This window comes from Ihuprevotella massiliensis (assembly GCA_900095835.1).
Classification (GTDB): Bacteria; Bacteroidota; Bacteroidia; order Bacteroidales; family Bacteroidaceae; genus Alloprevotella; species Alloprevotella massiliensis.
Window position 1 is genome coordinate 2,426,612 of sequence record LT608321.1, and the last position, 15,913, is coordinate 2,442,524.

The window sequence follows — 15,913 nt, forward strand, 5'->3', positions numbered from 1 at the left end:
TTGTATCGTTTATTTAGACCTATCTTGTATGACTTCTATAGCTGGGTATCATAGCCCAGCCTGCGGTCCCCTAAGAGTAGCGTATCATTGCCCTCCTTGGTATAGCTCGTATGTATCGCTCTTCCCGAATGAAGGACAAAGCCAAGGATGGCTTCGATGTTAGCTAGATCACGGCATACTATAGGATGCTCTGGAATTTTATCCTCATAGACGATCCGAAAGGCAATATCATCTAGTTCTGCCGTGACCTCTCCCGATATGCCTGAGCTATAACCGAGGAGCATTTCCCCGAGCTTCGCATAGGGACTCTCCGTTATGTGATGTAAAACGTAGGAGAGTTCTACTTTTAGCCCCAAGACAATATGCAGAAGTTCTGAGATTTTAGCCAAATCCTCCTTGTAATCTTCTACGCTCAAGAGGTAAAGAAAGAGCTTATAACGCTCGTGAGCCGTGAGCTTTAGCTCGGGCTGTGCTATGATGGCATCCACCAACTGATGGAGGATGCTCTTCTTATCTCCTCGTTCTAAGCCCGAGAAGAGTCTGAGATAACGCTGATGTATCTTGACGCGCTCCTTGAAGAAAGCCGTATCAAAGGGAACGAAGAAGGCTTTACTGGCCTCAGTTCGCTCCTTATTGCGCTTGATAGCAGTTACCAGCTCCTGTGGACTCATCCCAGGTTCATGCAGGGAGAGTGGATGAAAGAGAAACTCGGGGAGCTCGTGATATAAGCTGTTACGAGCAAGCCCCAGCTCTATCGTTTCTCCACGACCATAGACGTAGCCCTGCTCCAAGAAGAGGATGTCAGTCCCCTTTACTCGAGGATTCATCCCTTGCGGATGCACAACAAGCTGTTCTAGTAGATCCTCATCAAGGATATACTGAAGCTCTTCTAAGAAGACTTCTGCCTGAAGATTACTTGCCTGACTCTTCTTAAAACTATTCAGACGTTCCGTCTTCGGATCCTTGGCTTGTTCACTTAACATAGCTCCCACTTCAAACTGTTTTCAGCATAGTCTACCAAAACACTATCGCCTGCCTTTATCTCTTCAGCAATCATGAGCCGTGCTACCTGCTTCTTCAGGTAACTACGAATGACGCCAGCGATGGGGCGTGCACCATACTGTGCCGAATAGCCCTTTTGAGCAAGATAAGCTAAGGCGGATTCGCTGAGAGTTAAACTAACCTGCTTCTCTTCTTGTAGCTGTTTTTGCAAGCGACCAAAATGGAGAAGAAAGATTTCCCGAGCAATAGCTTCATTAATGGGAGCAAAGGGTACGACCTCTGTGAGACGTCCAAGGAACTCAGGGCGGAAGTAATCCGTCATCACTTCGATGAGTGCATTGGAGGAGGGACGCTTCCCTGCGGTGATTTGCTCGGCTATCCACTGACTACCGATGTTGGAGGTGAAGATGACAATGGCATTGGAGAAGTCACCTTCTCGTCCGAGCTTATCGTGTATCTTGCCCTCATCCATCAGTTGCAAAAAAACATCATAGATGCTGCTATGCGCTTTCTCTATCTCATCGAAGAGCACCACGGAATAAGGCTTCTGACGAATGCGACTAACGAGGAGTCCGCCCTCTTCATAGCCAACATAGCCTGGAGGTGCACCATAGAGCAGGGCTGCAGCATGTTCCTCCTTGAACTCAGACATATCAAAGCGTATCATCGCCCCCTCATCATCAAAGAGAAGTTCGGCAAGCGATTTGGCTAGCTCCGTCTTACCCGTCCCTGTCGGCCCGAGGAAGAAGAACGACCCGATAGGTTTGCGTGGATCACTCAGTCCGCTACGCGACTCAATGATAGCATCTGAGAGTACCTCGATAGCCTCACCCTGTCCTTTCACGCGCTCGGCAAGCCTCTCCTCTATATTCAAGAGCCGCTCCTTCTCCCCTGCTTGGAGCTTTCCTAAGGGGATACCCGTACGCTCGGCGACAAGTGCGTCTAGTTCATGAACACCCACAGAAGCAATGCCTCGCTCTGCGATGTCCTGAAGGATATCAAGGCGTTTTGCAAAATGTTCTAGAGTAGATAATGAGGACTTCTCGCCTTGATGAGTATGCTCTTGTGCATCTTCTTCCTGCAAGCGTGAGGTTAGCAAGATGCTGAGACCAGAGAAAAGACTTTTCTCCAACAGTTGAAGGGCTTCTTGACTTTCGGTCTCTTTACTTTCATCCTCTGCACTTTGAGTAAGTCTCTCTAGCTCCTCTCTAAACTTCCTTAATTGTATTTGAGACTGGTCATTGCTCAAGCTTGCAGCGGCAAGCGTGCGCTCCAGTAAGTCTAAAGATGCAGCTGGCTCATTCTTCTCCTTGAAGAAGCGACTTGAAAGCCACAGCGCATGTTGATAAGCCTCTGGGCTAATATTGAGTTTATAAGCTTCGCAAAGACTCCTTGTACGCTCTTTGAGGATGCTCACAAGCCAATCTTTAGGTAGCTCTTCCAGGTTCAGAACTTCTGCTCTATGGCTTAAGCTGTGCTTCTCCCAATGTTGGCGATAAGCATCAGCACTGGTACTAATCAGGAGATTAACCTTACCCTTATCTAAAGCTCGCTGTAAGATGCTTAGCAGCATCGAAGACTTTGTACTATGTCCGGCATCCAAGAGCATCTGCACATCATCGATGACAAGCAAGCTCGATTCTTCCATCTGCTGGAGCTTTGTAAGAAGCGAAGAGATACGCTGTGTCTGTTCCCTTTCGTCTGCCGAGCTTGCTATGAGCTTCGCTACATCAAGTCCAAGAGGAAGTAGCTCGCCAAGTTTCCCCACTCGGGGACTTTGTAGTCTTTGTACAAAGGCTTCTATTAACCTCGTCTTGCCTATCCCCGAAGCTCCGACCAAGAGAACGGCTTGTCCACCCAGACGCTCTAAGGCTTCCTCCATATGACGAAGTTCTTTCGCTCGCCCTTGTATATTGGAGCTAATACAAGCAGCTTCCGTGGAGAAAGGATACACAAAGGGATGGGTGACCAATAGCTGGCTGAGCTTATCATTAGGAAGAATACTCTCACTGGCTTCAAAGAAACGAAGTAGTTCCTCCTCCTCCAGTTCCAAGCTTTGAAGCTGGCTGTCAGAATAGACGACACCTCGACGCACGACAGCTAAAAGCACGCAGAGACCATCAAGCTCCTCCTGACCGAGCTTAATCTTGGAACGCTCGGATTCCTCTAAAAGATGTAAGACATCGTTATCTGCTCCCCAAGCATTCTCCGTATCTTTATCCTCTTCCTTGGGAACATAGAGCTCTCTGTAGGTATCAAACCACTCCATCACATAGGTCAGATCCTTGTGCATGGAGCAGATTAGGTCACGTAGTCCGCTAGAACTACTCTCGTGCAAGAGTGCCAGAACAAGATGCGCTACGCCAAAGGAGCTGTGCCCCTCAGCACTGGCCATTGATGAAGCAAGAAGCAAACTCTCCTGTAGGCTTCGGCTATAGTATAGTGGTGTTGTCATACAAATCGTACTTTATAGGTGGTATGAGCTACAGAACGCTCTTTGAGTTCAGTTTCTAATCGGCTTGAGAGATGAGCTTGTTCTTCCTCGTTTAGCTCGGTTCCTTGCTTTACTAACTCAAGGTAGACGTCGGTACATCGTACTAGCCCTTTATTGGGTTCTTGGGAAATGGTCACACCATCGCGAAGGTCTACCTGTTTCAAGGTAATCCCCAAGCGGTGCTTGAGGTAGCTCTTGACATCTTCCCTTGTAACAATACGCTCCTTAGAGAGCAAACCATAGCGCAAATGAGCTATCAACATGTCTTCTGTCTCAGCTGCCCGACCGCCCTTTGTCTTGGTTCGTAGTCGAATCGAAGCACTGTCGAACTTATCAGGTTCTAAGGACTGGATGATATCTTGAGGACTTAGTCCATTAGCTAGCCCTCCTGTACTCTCCCAATAGCTGAGTGCTAAGTGCTCGGCTTCAGCTTCAGGCATAGTCATCAAAAAGGCTTTGCTAGGTCCCGACTCGCTTTGCATCTTACTCACTGTCTTCTCCAGCGTCGTAAGACGATCTTGAAGCTCTTTCAGCACCGAAGCAAAGCTACTATTGTCTACCGCCGAGAAGGCATTCCCTTCCTCTCGGACGAGCTGAAGCACCCGACGCAACTGACGCTGGGCATCACTGGCATCGAAGCGTTCTAAATCGCCAAAGTAAAGGCTATACACACCTAAGGCTCCTGCCTCATAGCTCCTCTCCCGAGGGATATAGACTTTACCAAGATTATCCTCAAGAGACTCGATGCTGAGAAAATGCCCCTGATCGGAGGTACTCAGAGAAAGGATACGCCCCTCGCGCTCCAAGCTATGGAGCTTACGAATAAGTCTTCGATTGATAACAGGAACGGTATTGAGATGGACTCCCATACTTGCCATATCATCCAAAGTAAATACAGCAGGAAATTCTAAGCGAATCCAGTAGAGCTGAGATGCTACATCATGAAGTTCATGAAGTTCTTCCTTGAGTTTTGGGAAGAGCGAGGTAAGACTGCAAGAGGCTTTGCTCTCTTGGAGTTCTATTTCATATAGATAATGGCAGTAATGCTCCTTGAGGTCTTGAACGTAATGCCCCTCGTAACTAGCTTCGGGGATATTTTGCGACTGAATAACCAATGGGTGTTCACACGCATCAAAGGCTTGGATTTCCGAGAGGAAGGGTAGTAATTCTCCACGCTCGGGCAGGATGGCAAGGCGTAGTCTATCGGTATGTACTAGGTTTTCCTCTGCTATTTGAATACCTAAATAGAGAGTATGGTCGCCCAAACGATCTTCTTCAGCAAATGCTTGCTCGGTATAACAACGTCTTCGTCCCAGCTCCTCTAGCTGTGTACCCCATAAGCGATAGCGAATCTGTGCGTCCAAGAGCTGAGTAGCATAGAGGGGAGTAAAAAAGAGTGGAGGACTCTTCACCCCTTGCACTACACGATTCACAGAAAAATGGTCATGAGGACTAAGCTCCATCAGATGTTCTCCCGATTTGGGATGCACTGAGAGCAGTCCGTGTGCTGGACGAGGCAGCATCCACTTCTGAGGTATAAGGAGACGAGACAAACGTCCTAGAAGTGCCGCATCGGCTCGTGCTAATGTCTCCTCCAGCTGAAAGCTCTCAAAAGCTACAGCCTCAAGCAAGAGGTCTACCACAGGATCTAGCTGACGCTCATCTTCTATACCCCACAGATCTAGCGCCCTATCTAATAGTCGCTCTTTGATGCGTAAATAACGCTTGTCCATTGCTGCCATTGTGTAGTATTGTTTTGCAGAAAGTTCGTCTACTGAGAGAGAGGACTAATGTAAACCTGCGTCTGAAAAGAGAAAGGTTCATCGGTGTTGTCAATCACCCCCTGCACACGAATGCTGGCCCGACGTCTGACATAAGGATGCTTGCTCTTGATATCTTCATCGGTATCATCATCAATCTCAGCAAGACGTACCTCGAGTACCACCTCCCTGAGTCGAGGCTCATACCGCAGAATGCTGTCTAAAAGCGAGTTATGTACTTCTTCTTCCCAGTCCTTAATCTTGACGAGCTGATGAAACTCCAACTCCCAAATCACAGAGCCAAAGTCTTCTCGCCCAAGCACCTCTCCAGGATGAGAGACGATGAGTAACATCAGCTGCTGCGCAATGGACTCTGCCAGCGAGCAACGTGACAGCGTCCCTCGAAGGGCTGAGGAGAAATCTAGAGGTAGTTTCAAAAAGCTCATAACGGTCTCATAATTGTATCGCTAAATAGCTCGCACATAGTGCGTACGTGCAAATATAACGATTGACGTTCAAGTAAGCAAGTATTTCATTAAGAATTTTATATTATCCTGTTTCTTCCTTCCTCTTCCTTCCTTATCCTCCCCCTGCTTAGTGCGTTGTCTTAGTCTGTATTTTTGCTTCTTAGAGTGTTAAATATCAACTAATAGCATCAATATGGACAACAATCACATGGACGACTATGTGCTGGTCTTGGAAGACCGCACGGAGGTCAAAAACGAGGCGGAAGTAGGTAAACTTTCCGTAGTTTCAAACATCGATGAAAAGGGGAAACTCAAGACAACCCCTGCCGAAGAAGCAAATCAAAGCGAATTCTTCAAATTCAATAGCAGAGATGGACTCTTGAAGAACTTCATGGAGAACTTCCTCAAACAGTTCAACGAGCCCAAGCGTTTAGGCTTGTACAAGGTGCTTGCTGACAATGTGGAACAAGGCGTGGCGAATCTCAAAACAATGTTGCAAAACAAGCAAAATCCCGACAATCAGCAGAAGATAAAAGACATTCAGCTCGATTTCGAAGATTACCTTCCTCAGCAGAAGAATGCCACAGCCATCAATCCCGAACGAGTAGACTGGAAGATGCTTGAAACCTTGGGACTTTCTAAAGAAAAACTCGAACAGAACGGAGAACTCGACAAAATGCTCAATTGGCAGAAAACCAATCTATTGCCGATTGCCATTCCCGTAGGAGAAACCACCATCCACACCGAAGCACGCCTTGCATTCCGAACAGACGAAGAAGGAAAAATATCACTTGCCGTTCATTCCCTAAGAAAAGAACCGCAACTCGACTTTCCCTATATGGGACACAAGTTTTCGAATGAGGAAAAGGAAACCCTTTTGGCAACGGGAAATTTGGGTAAAACCATCGAAGTAACGCCCAAGAGTGGTGAACCTTTCTCTGCATACATTTCCATTGACCCACAAACCAATGAAGTTATCGCTTTGCGTGCCGACAGAGTGTCTATTCCCAAGGAGATAAAAGGCGTAAACCTCTCTGACCAGCAATACAAAGACCTCATAGAAGGCAAGGCTGTGAAGGTAGAAGGGATGACTTCCAAGAGCGGCAAATCCTTTGATGCCACGCTCCAAGTCAATGCCGAGAAGAAAGGCATTGAATTTATCTTTGGTGACAAGAATAGTTTACAGGAGCGCAAGGCACAACATCAAGAACAAGGACAAAAGCAAGGCGGAATTCCTCGTAAACTCTGTGGACTCACGCTCTCCGACAAACAGCGCGAATCCTTGAATGCAGGTAGCACGCTCTATCTCAAGAATATGGTAGACAAGGAAGGCAAGAGCTTCAATGCCTATGTCCGTATGGACATGGAGGAAAACCGCCCAAGATTCTATAAATGGAATCCTGATAAGAAACAAGACAAGGGTAAGGTTGAAGCCGTAGCCGAAGAGAATAAAACTCAAGTTGCGGTCAATAACCACGGCAAAACCAACGAAGCCACGAAAGGCCTCAAAGAACCGCTCAAATCCCAACAAACCCAACCCACAGAAGCGCAGCAAGCCAAGCAAGAACAAAAAGCAAAGCGCGGTCGCAAGATGTGAGCAATAAATAAAACGATAAATAAAATAAGCTATGATAACTTGTATCATTGCCGAAAAACCCTCCGTGGCGCGTGACATTGCGCGTATAGTTGGTGCGAATCATAAAGAAGATGGCTTCCTGGAAGGAGCAGGCTACCTTGTCACTTGGGCATTCGGTCATCTCATCACCTTGTCAATGCCCGAACAATATGGCTATGGTGCTTACAAAGCAGAGGAACTCCCCATCGTTCCGCAGCCTTTCCAACTTATGGTGCGCCAAATCCGCAAAGGCAAAGATTTTGAAGACGATCCAACCGCCCTTAAGCAGCTTAAAATCATCCGTTCCTGTTTTGAAAAAAGCGATCAAATCATCGTAGCCACCGATGCTGGACGAGAAGGAGAACTCATTTTCCGCTATATCTATGGCTATCTAGGTTGCCAAAAGCCCTTCCAGCGACTTTGGATTTCGTCCCTCACCGATAAAGCCATCCGAGAGGGACTCGCCCAGCTCAAAGCCGGATGCGCGTATGATGCCCTTTATTTTGCAGGCAAGGCACGCAGTGAAGCCGATTGGTTAGTCGGCATCAATGCCAGTCGAGCCTTGTCCATCGCTCGACGCGGAGCCTATTCACTAGGTCGTGTGCAAACACCCACACTAGCCATGATCTGCCGTAGGTATTTAGAACATCAAGGATTCTCGTCCGTCCCCTTTTGGCGATTACAAGCTTTTGTGCAGAAAGACGGTGTCCCTCTTCAGACCACTTGTACAGAGGATTTCGCAACCGAGAGAGAGGCACAGACCGCTTTTGCTACGCTAAGCCGTCAGTCCTCCTTGGTAGCCACCTCAGTAAGTCGCAAGGTTGCAGCAATGCCCCCACCTTTGCTCTATGATTTGACAACCCTTCAAAAAGAAGCCAATCGCCAACTAGGATTTTCAGCAGACAAGACCCTTTCTCTGGCACAGTCCCTCTATGAAAAGAAAGTAACGACCTATCCCCGCACGGGCAGTCGTTACATTAGCCAAGATGTCTTTGAAGAAGTCGATAGTTTGCTGCAGAAACTCGGCACATCACTACCGCATCCACTCAATCCTCACACCGTGGACGACAGCAAGGTGACCGACCACCACGCCCTCTTGCCTACAGGTGAGGGAAATACCCAGACATTGTCATCCGACGAAGCTGCTATCTACCAAATGATTTGCATTCGTTTTGTAGAAGCCTTTGCCCCCAATGCCCAAGAAGAGCGTATGCAGATAGAACTAACTGATGGCACTCATCGCTTTGTCTGGCGCGGTAAACAAATTTTGTCGCAAGGATGGAAAGCCTATACTTCCCAAGGAGAGAAAACACAATCCGATGAAAGCGAAGAAACCAAGGAAGAACTGCTCGCCGAGCTTCCCAATGTTCAAGAAGGAGAGAACCTCTCACTTGACCACGGAGCGATTACGCAACATAAGACCAAACCCAAGCCCTTGTTTACAGAAGCTACATTGCTCTCTGCGATGGAAAACGCAGGTCGAGAGATAGCAGACACCGACAGTCGCAAAGCCATTAGCGACTGTGGCATCGGTACACCAGCCACACGCGCCAGTATCATCGAAACCCTCCTACTTCGTGACTTTATCCGCAGAGAAAAGAAAACACTCCTCCCCACGGAAAAAGGCTTATCCGTTTATGGCATCGTCAAAGACCAACGCATCGCCAATGCAGAAATGACGGGTAATTGGGAACTCGCCCTCTCTGCCATCGAAGCAGGCAAAGCATCAGCCGAGGACTTCTCTACACGCATCAAGGACTATACCGCTGAAATCTGTCGTGAACTCCTTGCTTTACAAATAGTGCAGCCTCAATATCCCACTTATCGTTGTCCGATGTGCGGTAAGGACACCGTGGGCATCTTCCCCAAGGTGGCGAAATGCAAGAGTGAAGGTTGCGATTTCCACGTCTTTCGCGAGATATGCGGCGTCACCCTCACCGAAGCGCAGACGAAAGACCTCCTGACGACCAAGCGCACAACTCTCATCAAAGGTTTTCAGAGCAAAGCAGGCAAGAAATTCAATGCCCATCTTGTGCTTCGTGGCGATGGTTCCACCGCATTTGAGTTTGACAACACCACATCTAAACCCAAAGGTAGGAAGTAAGCCATAAAAACGTGGGAAATTTCATCAAAAAAGTCCGAGCTTTTTTAGAAAATCTCCCACGTTTTCTTGAAAACAAGCCACATTTTCTGCGCCCCCTTCCTTATCCTTTATCCTCCATTCAATTCTCTCATTTCTTTACTATGTCTTACAACAAAAAAGCTGTATTAGCAGCCAACACAGCAGCCATAGGTCTTCTCCTTCGTTTGGAGAAAGAACAACGCAGCGCCACCGAAGAAGAACAAAAAGTACTGCGCGCCTATCAAGGTTTTGGCGGATTGAAGTGCATCTTAAACCGAACCGACCAACCCGAAGACATCCGCTATTGGTCAAAGTCCGAACAAGACCTCTTTGCCCCCACTTGCGCACTCAAACAACTCATCTATCGAGAAGCCCCCAGTGCCGATATGGCTAAACGCTATTGGGAAAGCATCAAGGCAAGCGTCCTCACCTCCTTTTATACCGACACACGCATCGTCAATGCCATTGCCGACTCCTTAGAGAAAACAGGCGTGACCTTTCGTACTTGCCTAGACCCTTCCTTAGGAATGGGGGCATTTGCCGAAACCCTCGCCCCACACGTAGGTCGGGTAGACGCCTTTGAAAAAGATTTGCTCACCGCCCGCATAGCCCAAAGTCTACATCCCCTAGGGCAAAGCACCATCTTTGTACAGCAAGCCCCCTTTGAAAGTATAGAAGAACGCGCAGAAGCCGATAAGTATGACCTTATCGCCAGCAATATCCCCTTTGGTGACTTTATGGTCTATGATAGAGCCTACAACAAAGGACAAAATGTCATCAAGAAAGAATCCACACGCGCCATTCACAATTACTTTTTCATCAAAGGACTCGACAGCATTCGCGAAGGAGGCGTACTAGCTTTCATCACCTCACAAGGCTTATTAGATGCCCCACGCAATGAAGCCTTCCGCCGTTATTTGATGGAAAATAGTAAACTCATCTCTGCGATTCGCCTGCCCGGAGGAATGTTCAGTGAAAATGCAGGCACAGAAGTTGGGAGTGACCTCATTGTCTTGCAAAAACAAAGTGGAAAAGGCATTGCAACATCGGATGAAGAAAAGTTTGTGCAGACCATTGCAGTTCCCAAAGGCGATGGTTTCTCAATGGCATTCACACACAGTGCGCTCTTTGAAGGCAGTTGGGAAGACATCCAATCGCATACCATTGCCACTACTCGAATAATGGGAACAGATCCTTATGGCAAACCCACGTGGGAGTATCAATTTGAGGGCGGAATTCAAGAAATGGCTGACAGTTTGCGTGCACAACTCTCACACGATATAGAAGAACGATTTGACCGCAAACTCTATCACACAGGCGTTGCGATGAGTGAAGAAGAACGCCAAGCCGAAGCCGAAAAGAAACTGCGAAAACTGGGTGTGACCGCAGGATTGTCAGGGCAGAAAGAACAGAAGGAACAATCAACTCCACAAGAAGAAAAGGAAGCAAATGATGCCTACAACCTGATGCCCAAGGCCATTCAAAAGCAATTGCCCAAACTCTATTCCACACAAAAAGAACTAGTTGGCGATAAAACAGCGTATGCACGCTATTTCTTTCCGATGGGTGCTTACACCGCCTACCTATTAGAATACGACCCCAAAACTCGAATAGGTTTTGGAGCCGTAACGATGGGTTATGGTTGGGAACTTGGAAATATGTCGCTCGATGAAATGCAAGAAGTGAAGGTACACGGCTTGGGTATAGAACGCGATTTGTATTTCACGCCCTGCAAACTCCACGAAATAGAAGAACTAGAAGACTTGGTACAAGGACAATTCACCAAGGAAAAAGTACAGATAGAAGAAGCTATTGCGGAGGAAATAAAGGAGGAAATAAAGGAAGAAATAAAGGAAGAGATTAAGGAGGATACAAAGGAGCAGGAAGAAGCTTCTACAAACATACGAGAAACATCCATATCCGAAGAACCCGCTCCCGAAGGTGTGCCTACATTAACCCTATTCCATCAATATGAAGAAAAAGCAGAGAAGCGACCAGACGTGGAAGCCCCACGCGAGATGAATGGGCAAACTGTTTATTTCGATGACGACCACCATCCCATTGTAGAAAGCAACAATAATCAGGAGTATCTGCTCTTTGCTCCCGAGGAATACACGCTGTGGACACAAGAAGTAGAGCGCGTCAGTGCAGAACTAAAAGCCAATACCCCCAAGAAAGCAACCGCTAAGACGCAAACAAAGTCAAAGACAAGACCACAGACAACCGCTAAGTCCAGGAAAGCCACGCAAAACACGACTTCCGAGCCTTCGCTTTTTGACTTTGTCAATGAAGACACCACGCTAAAACCACAGCCCATAGCGGAGGTGAAACAAATCTTTGATGCCAATCCCCGACCATTTCTTTCTGCCCCCGACAGTCATCTGCGTGATGGCTCAATTGTGGTGCAGAAAGGACAAGTGGGCTATCTCTCCGACCTCAAACGACAACCCACCTTTCATCCGATGGACTTGCCCCTCACGCAAATCACACGCCTGAAAGCCTATGTGGAAATCCGTGAGTGTTACCACCGTCTCTATGATTATGAAGCCACCAACCACGCAGAAGATAAAGAAGAGCGAGAAAAACTTAATCGCTTGTACGATAACTTCGTAGCACGCTGGGGAGCACTCAACAAAAAAGCCAATACCGACCTCATCAAGATGGATGCCACGGGAGTAGAAATGCTATTTCTGGAGCGTTCCGAACAAGGGAAGTACACCAAAGCCGACATCTTCGACCATCCCACAGCCTTTTCAACCTCAGAACTCACCATTGCTTCCGATCCTTTGGAAGCACTTGGCGCATCCCTCAACAAATATGGCAGTGTAGAACTCAGTTATATGTCTTCGCTACTCCCCGAGATGGAAGAAAGCGATATCATCTCCGCTCTTGAAGGACGCATCTATTATAACCCAGAAATCGAAGGTTACGAAGTCGCAGACAAATTCATCTCAGGCAATGTCGTCGAAAAAGCAGAGCGCATCAGTTCTTGGCTCTTAGACCATCCCGACCATGAAGAAGCCCAACAAAGTTTGGCAGCCCTCATAGCCGCCAAACCCACTCCTATTCCCTTTGCTGAATTGGACTTCAACCTTGGTGAACGCTGGATACCAGCAGGCGTTTATGGACAATTTGCCACAGAGTTTTTCGATACAGACCTAAGAGTAGGCTATCATCCCAATATGGACGAGTATACCATCGGTTGCGACCAGAAGAACGGCAATATCTTGCACAAATATGCCGTGCAGGGAGAGTTTCGCAAATACGATGGTTTGCATCTGCTCAAACACGCCTTGCACAACACCATTCCCGACATCAGTAAAAGCAAAGAAGTCGTCGACCCCATCACCGGAGAAGAACGCACCATCAAAGTGCGTGATGGAGAGAAAATCCAACAAGCCAATAGCAAGATTGAGGAAATCAGACAAGGATTTGTGGATTGGTTAGGCAGACGTCCTGACAGTTTCAAAGAACAGTTGGCTAATCGCTACAATGAACTCTTTAATTGCTTTGTTCGTCCAAACTTTGACGGAGGGCATCAGAGCTTCCCCAACTTAGACCTCAAACGATTAGGCATTCCCGACCTCTACAAAAGTCAAAAAGATGCTGTGTGGATGCTCAAAACCAATGGCGGAGGCATCTGTGACCACGAAGTAGGAGCAGGAAAGACCCTTATCATGTGTACAGCAGCCTATGAAATGAAGCGTCTAGGGATAGCCAACAAACCCATGATTATAGGACTCAAAGCCAATGTCTTTGATATTGCCGATACCTTTAGAAAGGCATACCCCAATGCGCGTATACTCTATCCGGGTAAAGATGATTTTACCAAACAAAATAGACAGCGCATCTTTGCCGACATCAAGAACAATGATTGGGATTGTATCATCTTGACCCACGAACAATTCGGAATGATACCGCAGGCTTTAAAGGTGCAAGAAGCCATTTTCCAAAAGGAAAAAGACTCCATAGAGGAGAACTTAGAGGTTTTGCGTAACGAAGGCAAGGACATTTCCAAAGCGATGCTCAAAGGCTTAGAAAAACGCAAACAGACGCTCGAAGTAAAACTGCACGAGATACAAGACAGTATCACCGAACGCAAGGATGATGCGGTGGATTTTAAGATGATGGGCATCGACCACCTCTTTGTAGACGAAAGTCACCAGTTCAAAAATCTGATGTTCAACACCCGACACGACCGCGTGTCCGGCTTAGGAAATCCCGATGGTTCGCAACGCGCACTCAATATGCTCTTTGCCATTCGCACCATTCAAGAACGCTCCGGTAAGGATTTGGGAGCAACATTTCTCAGTGGAACGACGATCAGCAACTCACTAACGGAACTTTATCTCCTCTTCAAATACTTGCGTCCACAAGCTCTCGAGAAGCAAGGCATCAACAGCTTTGACGCGTGGGCAGCTGTCTTTGCCAAGAAGAGTACAGACTACGAGTTTTCCATCACCAACGAAATTATTCAGAAGGAACGCTTCCGCACCTTCATTAAAGTGCCTGAGCTTGCGAGTTTCTATGCGGAGATATGTGATTTCCGTACAGCCAAAGACATTGGTATTGACAGACCCGAAAAGAATGAAATCTTACACAACATACCGCCCACACCAGAGCAAGAAGAATTCATCAAGAAGTTGATGGAATTTGCACGCTCAGGTGATGCAACGCTTTTGGACAGAGAACCCTTGAGTCAAAAAGAAGAAAAGGCAAAGATGCTTATCGCTACGGACTATGCGCGCAAGATGAGCTTAGACTTGCGTATGATTGACGAAAGCAAGTATAGTGATCATATCGACAACAAGGCTTCACATTGCGCCAAGATGCTCAATGACTACTATCAAAAATACAATGAGCAGAAAGGGACACAGTTTGTCTTCTCTGATTTGGGAACATACAAGGCTGGAGAATGGAACGTGTATTCAGAAATCAAGCGTAAACTCGTAGAGGACTACAACATTCCAGCCCACGAAATTCGCTTTATCCAGGAGTGCAAGAATGAGAGAGCCAAGAAAGCGATGGTAGATGCGATGAATCGTGGAGATATCCGCATCATCTTTGGTTCAACTTCTATGCTCGGTACGGGAGTAAATGCGCAACAACGTGCCGTAGCCATCCACCATTTGGACACCCCGTGGCGACCTTCAGACCTTGAGCAGCGCAATGGACGAGCCGTGCGCAAGGGAAATCTCATTGCCAAGGAGTTTGCCGATAATAAGGTAGATGTAATCATCTATGCCGTGGAGCGGTCATTGGATAGCTACAAATTCAATCTGCTGCACAACAAGCAGCTTTTTATCAATCAATTGAAAAGTAACACCCTTGGCGCAAGAACCATTGATGAAGGCTCGATGGATGAAGACAGCGGTATGAATTTTTCCGAATACGTAGCTGTACTTTCGGGCAATACCGACCTTCTAGAAAAGGCAAAGCTCGACAAGAAGATTACAGCCCTAGAGTCAGAGCGCAAGAACTTTATGAAGGAGCGTGATTCGGCTTCGGGAAAACTCTGTGAACTTCAATATTCTGTGGATTTCCATTCCTCACGTGTGGCAGAAGCCCAAAATGATCTCGAACAATTTGAGAAACGGGTGGTGCGTGATGGCGATGGCAATCCAATAAACAAACTAGAAATCAATGGTGTTTCGGACAGTAGCGATATGAAAGCAGTGGCTACGCGCTTGCAGGAAATAGCCGAAAAAGCGCGTACGGAAGGAGAGCATCACAAGATTGGTACGATTTATGGTTTTGACATCTTGGTCAAAACAGAGAGTTCGATGAAAGACCTTTTTCAAGGCTCTGTCAATCGATTCTTTGTCAAAGGAGAGGGTAGTATTCTCTATACGCATAACAACGGCAAACTAGCCAGTGACCCCAAACTAGCTTGTCTAAACTTCCTCTCTGCACTCGAGCGCATACCGAAAGTCATTGCCACCCACGAAAAGGAACTCGCCAAGGCTACAAAAGACATTGACGTCTATAAAGCCATCTCCACCGGAGTTTGGAACAAGGAGGATGAGCTGCGCAGCATCAAAGCCCAAGCAGCAGAACTTGATCGTAAGATTGCACTAACCCACAATCCTCCCTCGGAAGAGAATGTAGCGAAAGAAGGGCAACAGACAAGGAATACGCAGGAGCAGAGCGGACAGCACCAGAGCATCGAAAGTAGGAACACCGCTGGTTCTCCATTGGATGCTTCAAAGGCGTTTAAGTCTGCTTCCAACTACGCTCAAACTTCCACTCCACAAAAGGAAGAGAAACAGGATATCATGAGCAAAGTAGTGTTCAGTAGACCGAAGATGAGATAGTGTTTTCCCCTTTTTTCTCTTCTAAGCCCTTATAAAATAAAAAACGCCCCTCAAGTATGCTGTCTTTCGACTCGCCTGAGGGGCTTATTGTCGTTATTTTATAAAGCTCGCCAGCCTTAAAATGCTGTTTCACCCGAAA

Annotated in this window: 7 protein-coding genes; 3 read left to right on the forward strand and 4 right to left on the reverse strand. The window is 47.1% G+C overall.

Annotated features, from left to right (window positions below):
• Positions 1-35 precede the first annotated feature (35 nt).
• From BQ2633_RS09730 to BQ2633_RS09745, 4 genes are read right to left on the reverse strand one after another with little or no spacing between them, the layout of a single operon-like run.
• Positions 36-983, reverse strand: a complete 948-nt coding sequence (locus tag BQ2633_RS09730) for a hypothetical protein (RefSeq protein WP_075566766.1) — start codon at positions 981-983, stop codon at positions 36-38.
• Positions 977-3,457: an AAA family ATPase gene (locus tag BQ2633_RS09735; protein WP_075566767.1), complete on the reverse strand. Its 2,481-nt coding sequence runs from the start codon at positions 3,455-3,457 to the stop codon at positions 977-979. Before BQ2633_RS09735 ends, BQ2633_RS09730 begins: the two co-directional genes overlap by 7 nt.
• Positions 3,454-5,238 (reverse strand): type VI secretion system baseplate subunit TssF, encoded by a 1,785-nt coding sequence (locus tag BQ2633_RS09740; RefSeq protein WP_075566769.1) that lies wholly within the window; start codon positions 5,236-5,238, stop codon positions 3,454-3,456. The genes BQ2633_RS09735 and BQ2633_RS09740 overlap by 4 nt, the downstream gene beginning before the upstream one ends.
• A 29-nt stretch (positions 5,239-5,267) precedes the next feature.
• The gene (locus BQ2633_RS09745) at positions 5,268-5,702 is read right to left on the reverse strand and encodes a GPW/gp25 family protein (protein ID WP_075566771.1); all 435 of its coding nucleotides are present in this window, start codon (positions 5,700-5,702) and stop codon (positions 5,268-5,270) included.
• A gap of 214 nt (positions 5,703-5,916) precedes the next feature.
• On the opposite strand from BQ2633_RS09745, the gene BQ2633_RS09750 reads away from it, so the two are divergent.
• The 3 genes from BQ2633_RS09750 (at position 5,917) to BQ2633_RS09760 (ending at position 15,774) form a co-directional block, all read left to right on the forward strand.
• Positions 5,917-7,320, forward strand: a complete 1,404-nt coding sequence (locus BQ2633_RS09750; protein WP_075566773.1) for a DUF3945 domain-containing protein — start codon at positions 5,917-5,919, stop codon at positions 7,318-7,320.
• Between the two features lie 31 nt (positions 7,321-7,351).
• On the forward strand, positions 7,352-9,442 hold the full coding sequence (locus tag BQ2633_RS09755) for a type IA DNA topoisomerase (protein WP_075566775.1): 2,091 nt from the start codon (positions 7,352-7,354) through the stop codon (positions 9,440-9,442).
• Between the two features lie 140 nt (positions 9,443-9,582).
• Positions 9,583-15,774 (forward strand): helicase-related protein, encoded by a 6,192-nt coding sequence (locus BQ2633_RS09760; RefSeq protein ID WP_075567366.1) that lies wholly within the window; start codon positions 9,583-9,585, stop codon positions 15,772-15,774.
• Positions 15,775-15,913: the final 139 nt, after the last annotated feature.

Excerpts from the sequence above, each read along its gene's own strand:
- BQ2633_RS09730 (WP_075566766.1), bottom strand. The coding sequence starts at position 983 with ATGTTAAGTGAACAAGCCAAGGATCCGAAGACGGAACGTCTGAATAGT.
- BQ2633_RS09735 (WP_075566767.1), bottom strand. The coding sequence starts at position 3,457 with ATGACAACACCACTATACTATAGCCGAAGCCTACAGGAGAGTTTGCTT.
- BQ2633_RS09740 (WP_075566769.1), bottom strand. The coding sequence starts at position 5,238 with ATGGCAGCAATGGACAAGCGTTATTTACGCATCAAAGAGCGACTATTA.
- BQ2633_RS09745 (WP_075566771.1), bottom strand. The coding sequence starts at position 5,702 with ATGAGCTTTTTGAAACTACCTCTAGATTTCTCCTCAGCCCTTCGAGGG.
- BQ2633_RS09750 (WP_075566773.1), top strand. The coding sequence starts at position 5,917 with ATGGACAACAATCACATGGACGACTATGTGCTGGTCTTGGAAGACCGC.
- BQ2633_RS09755 (WP_075566775.1), top strand. The coding sequence starts at position 7,352 with ATGATAACTTGTATCATTGCCGAAAAACCCTCCGTGGCGCGTGACATT.
- BQ2633_RS09760 (WP_075567366.1), top strand. The coding sequence starts at position 9,583 with ATGTCTTACAACAAAAAAGCTGTATTAGCAGCCAACACAGCAGCCATA.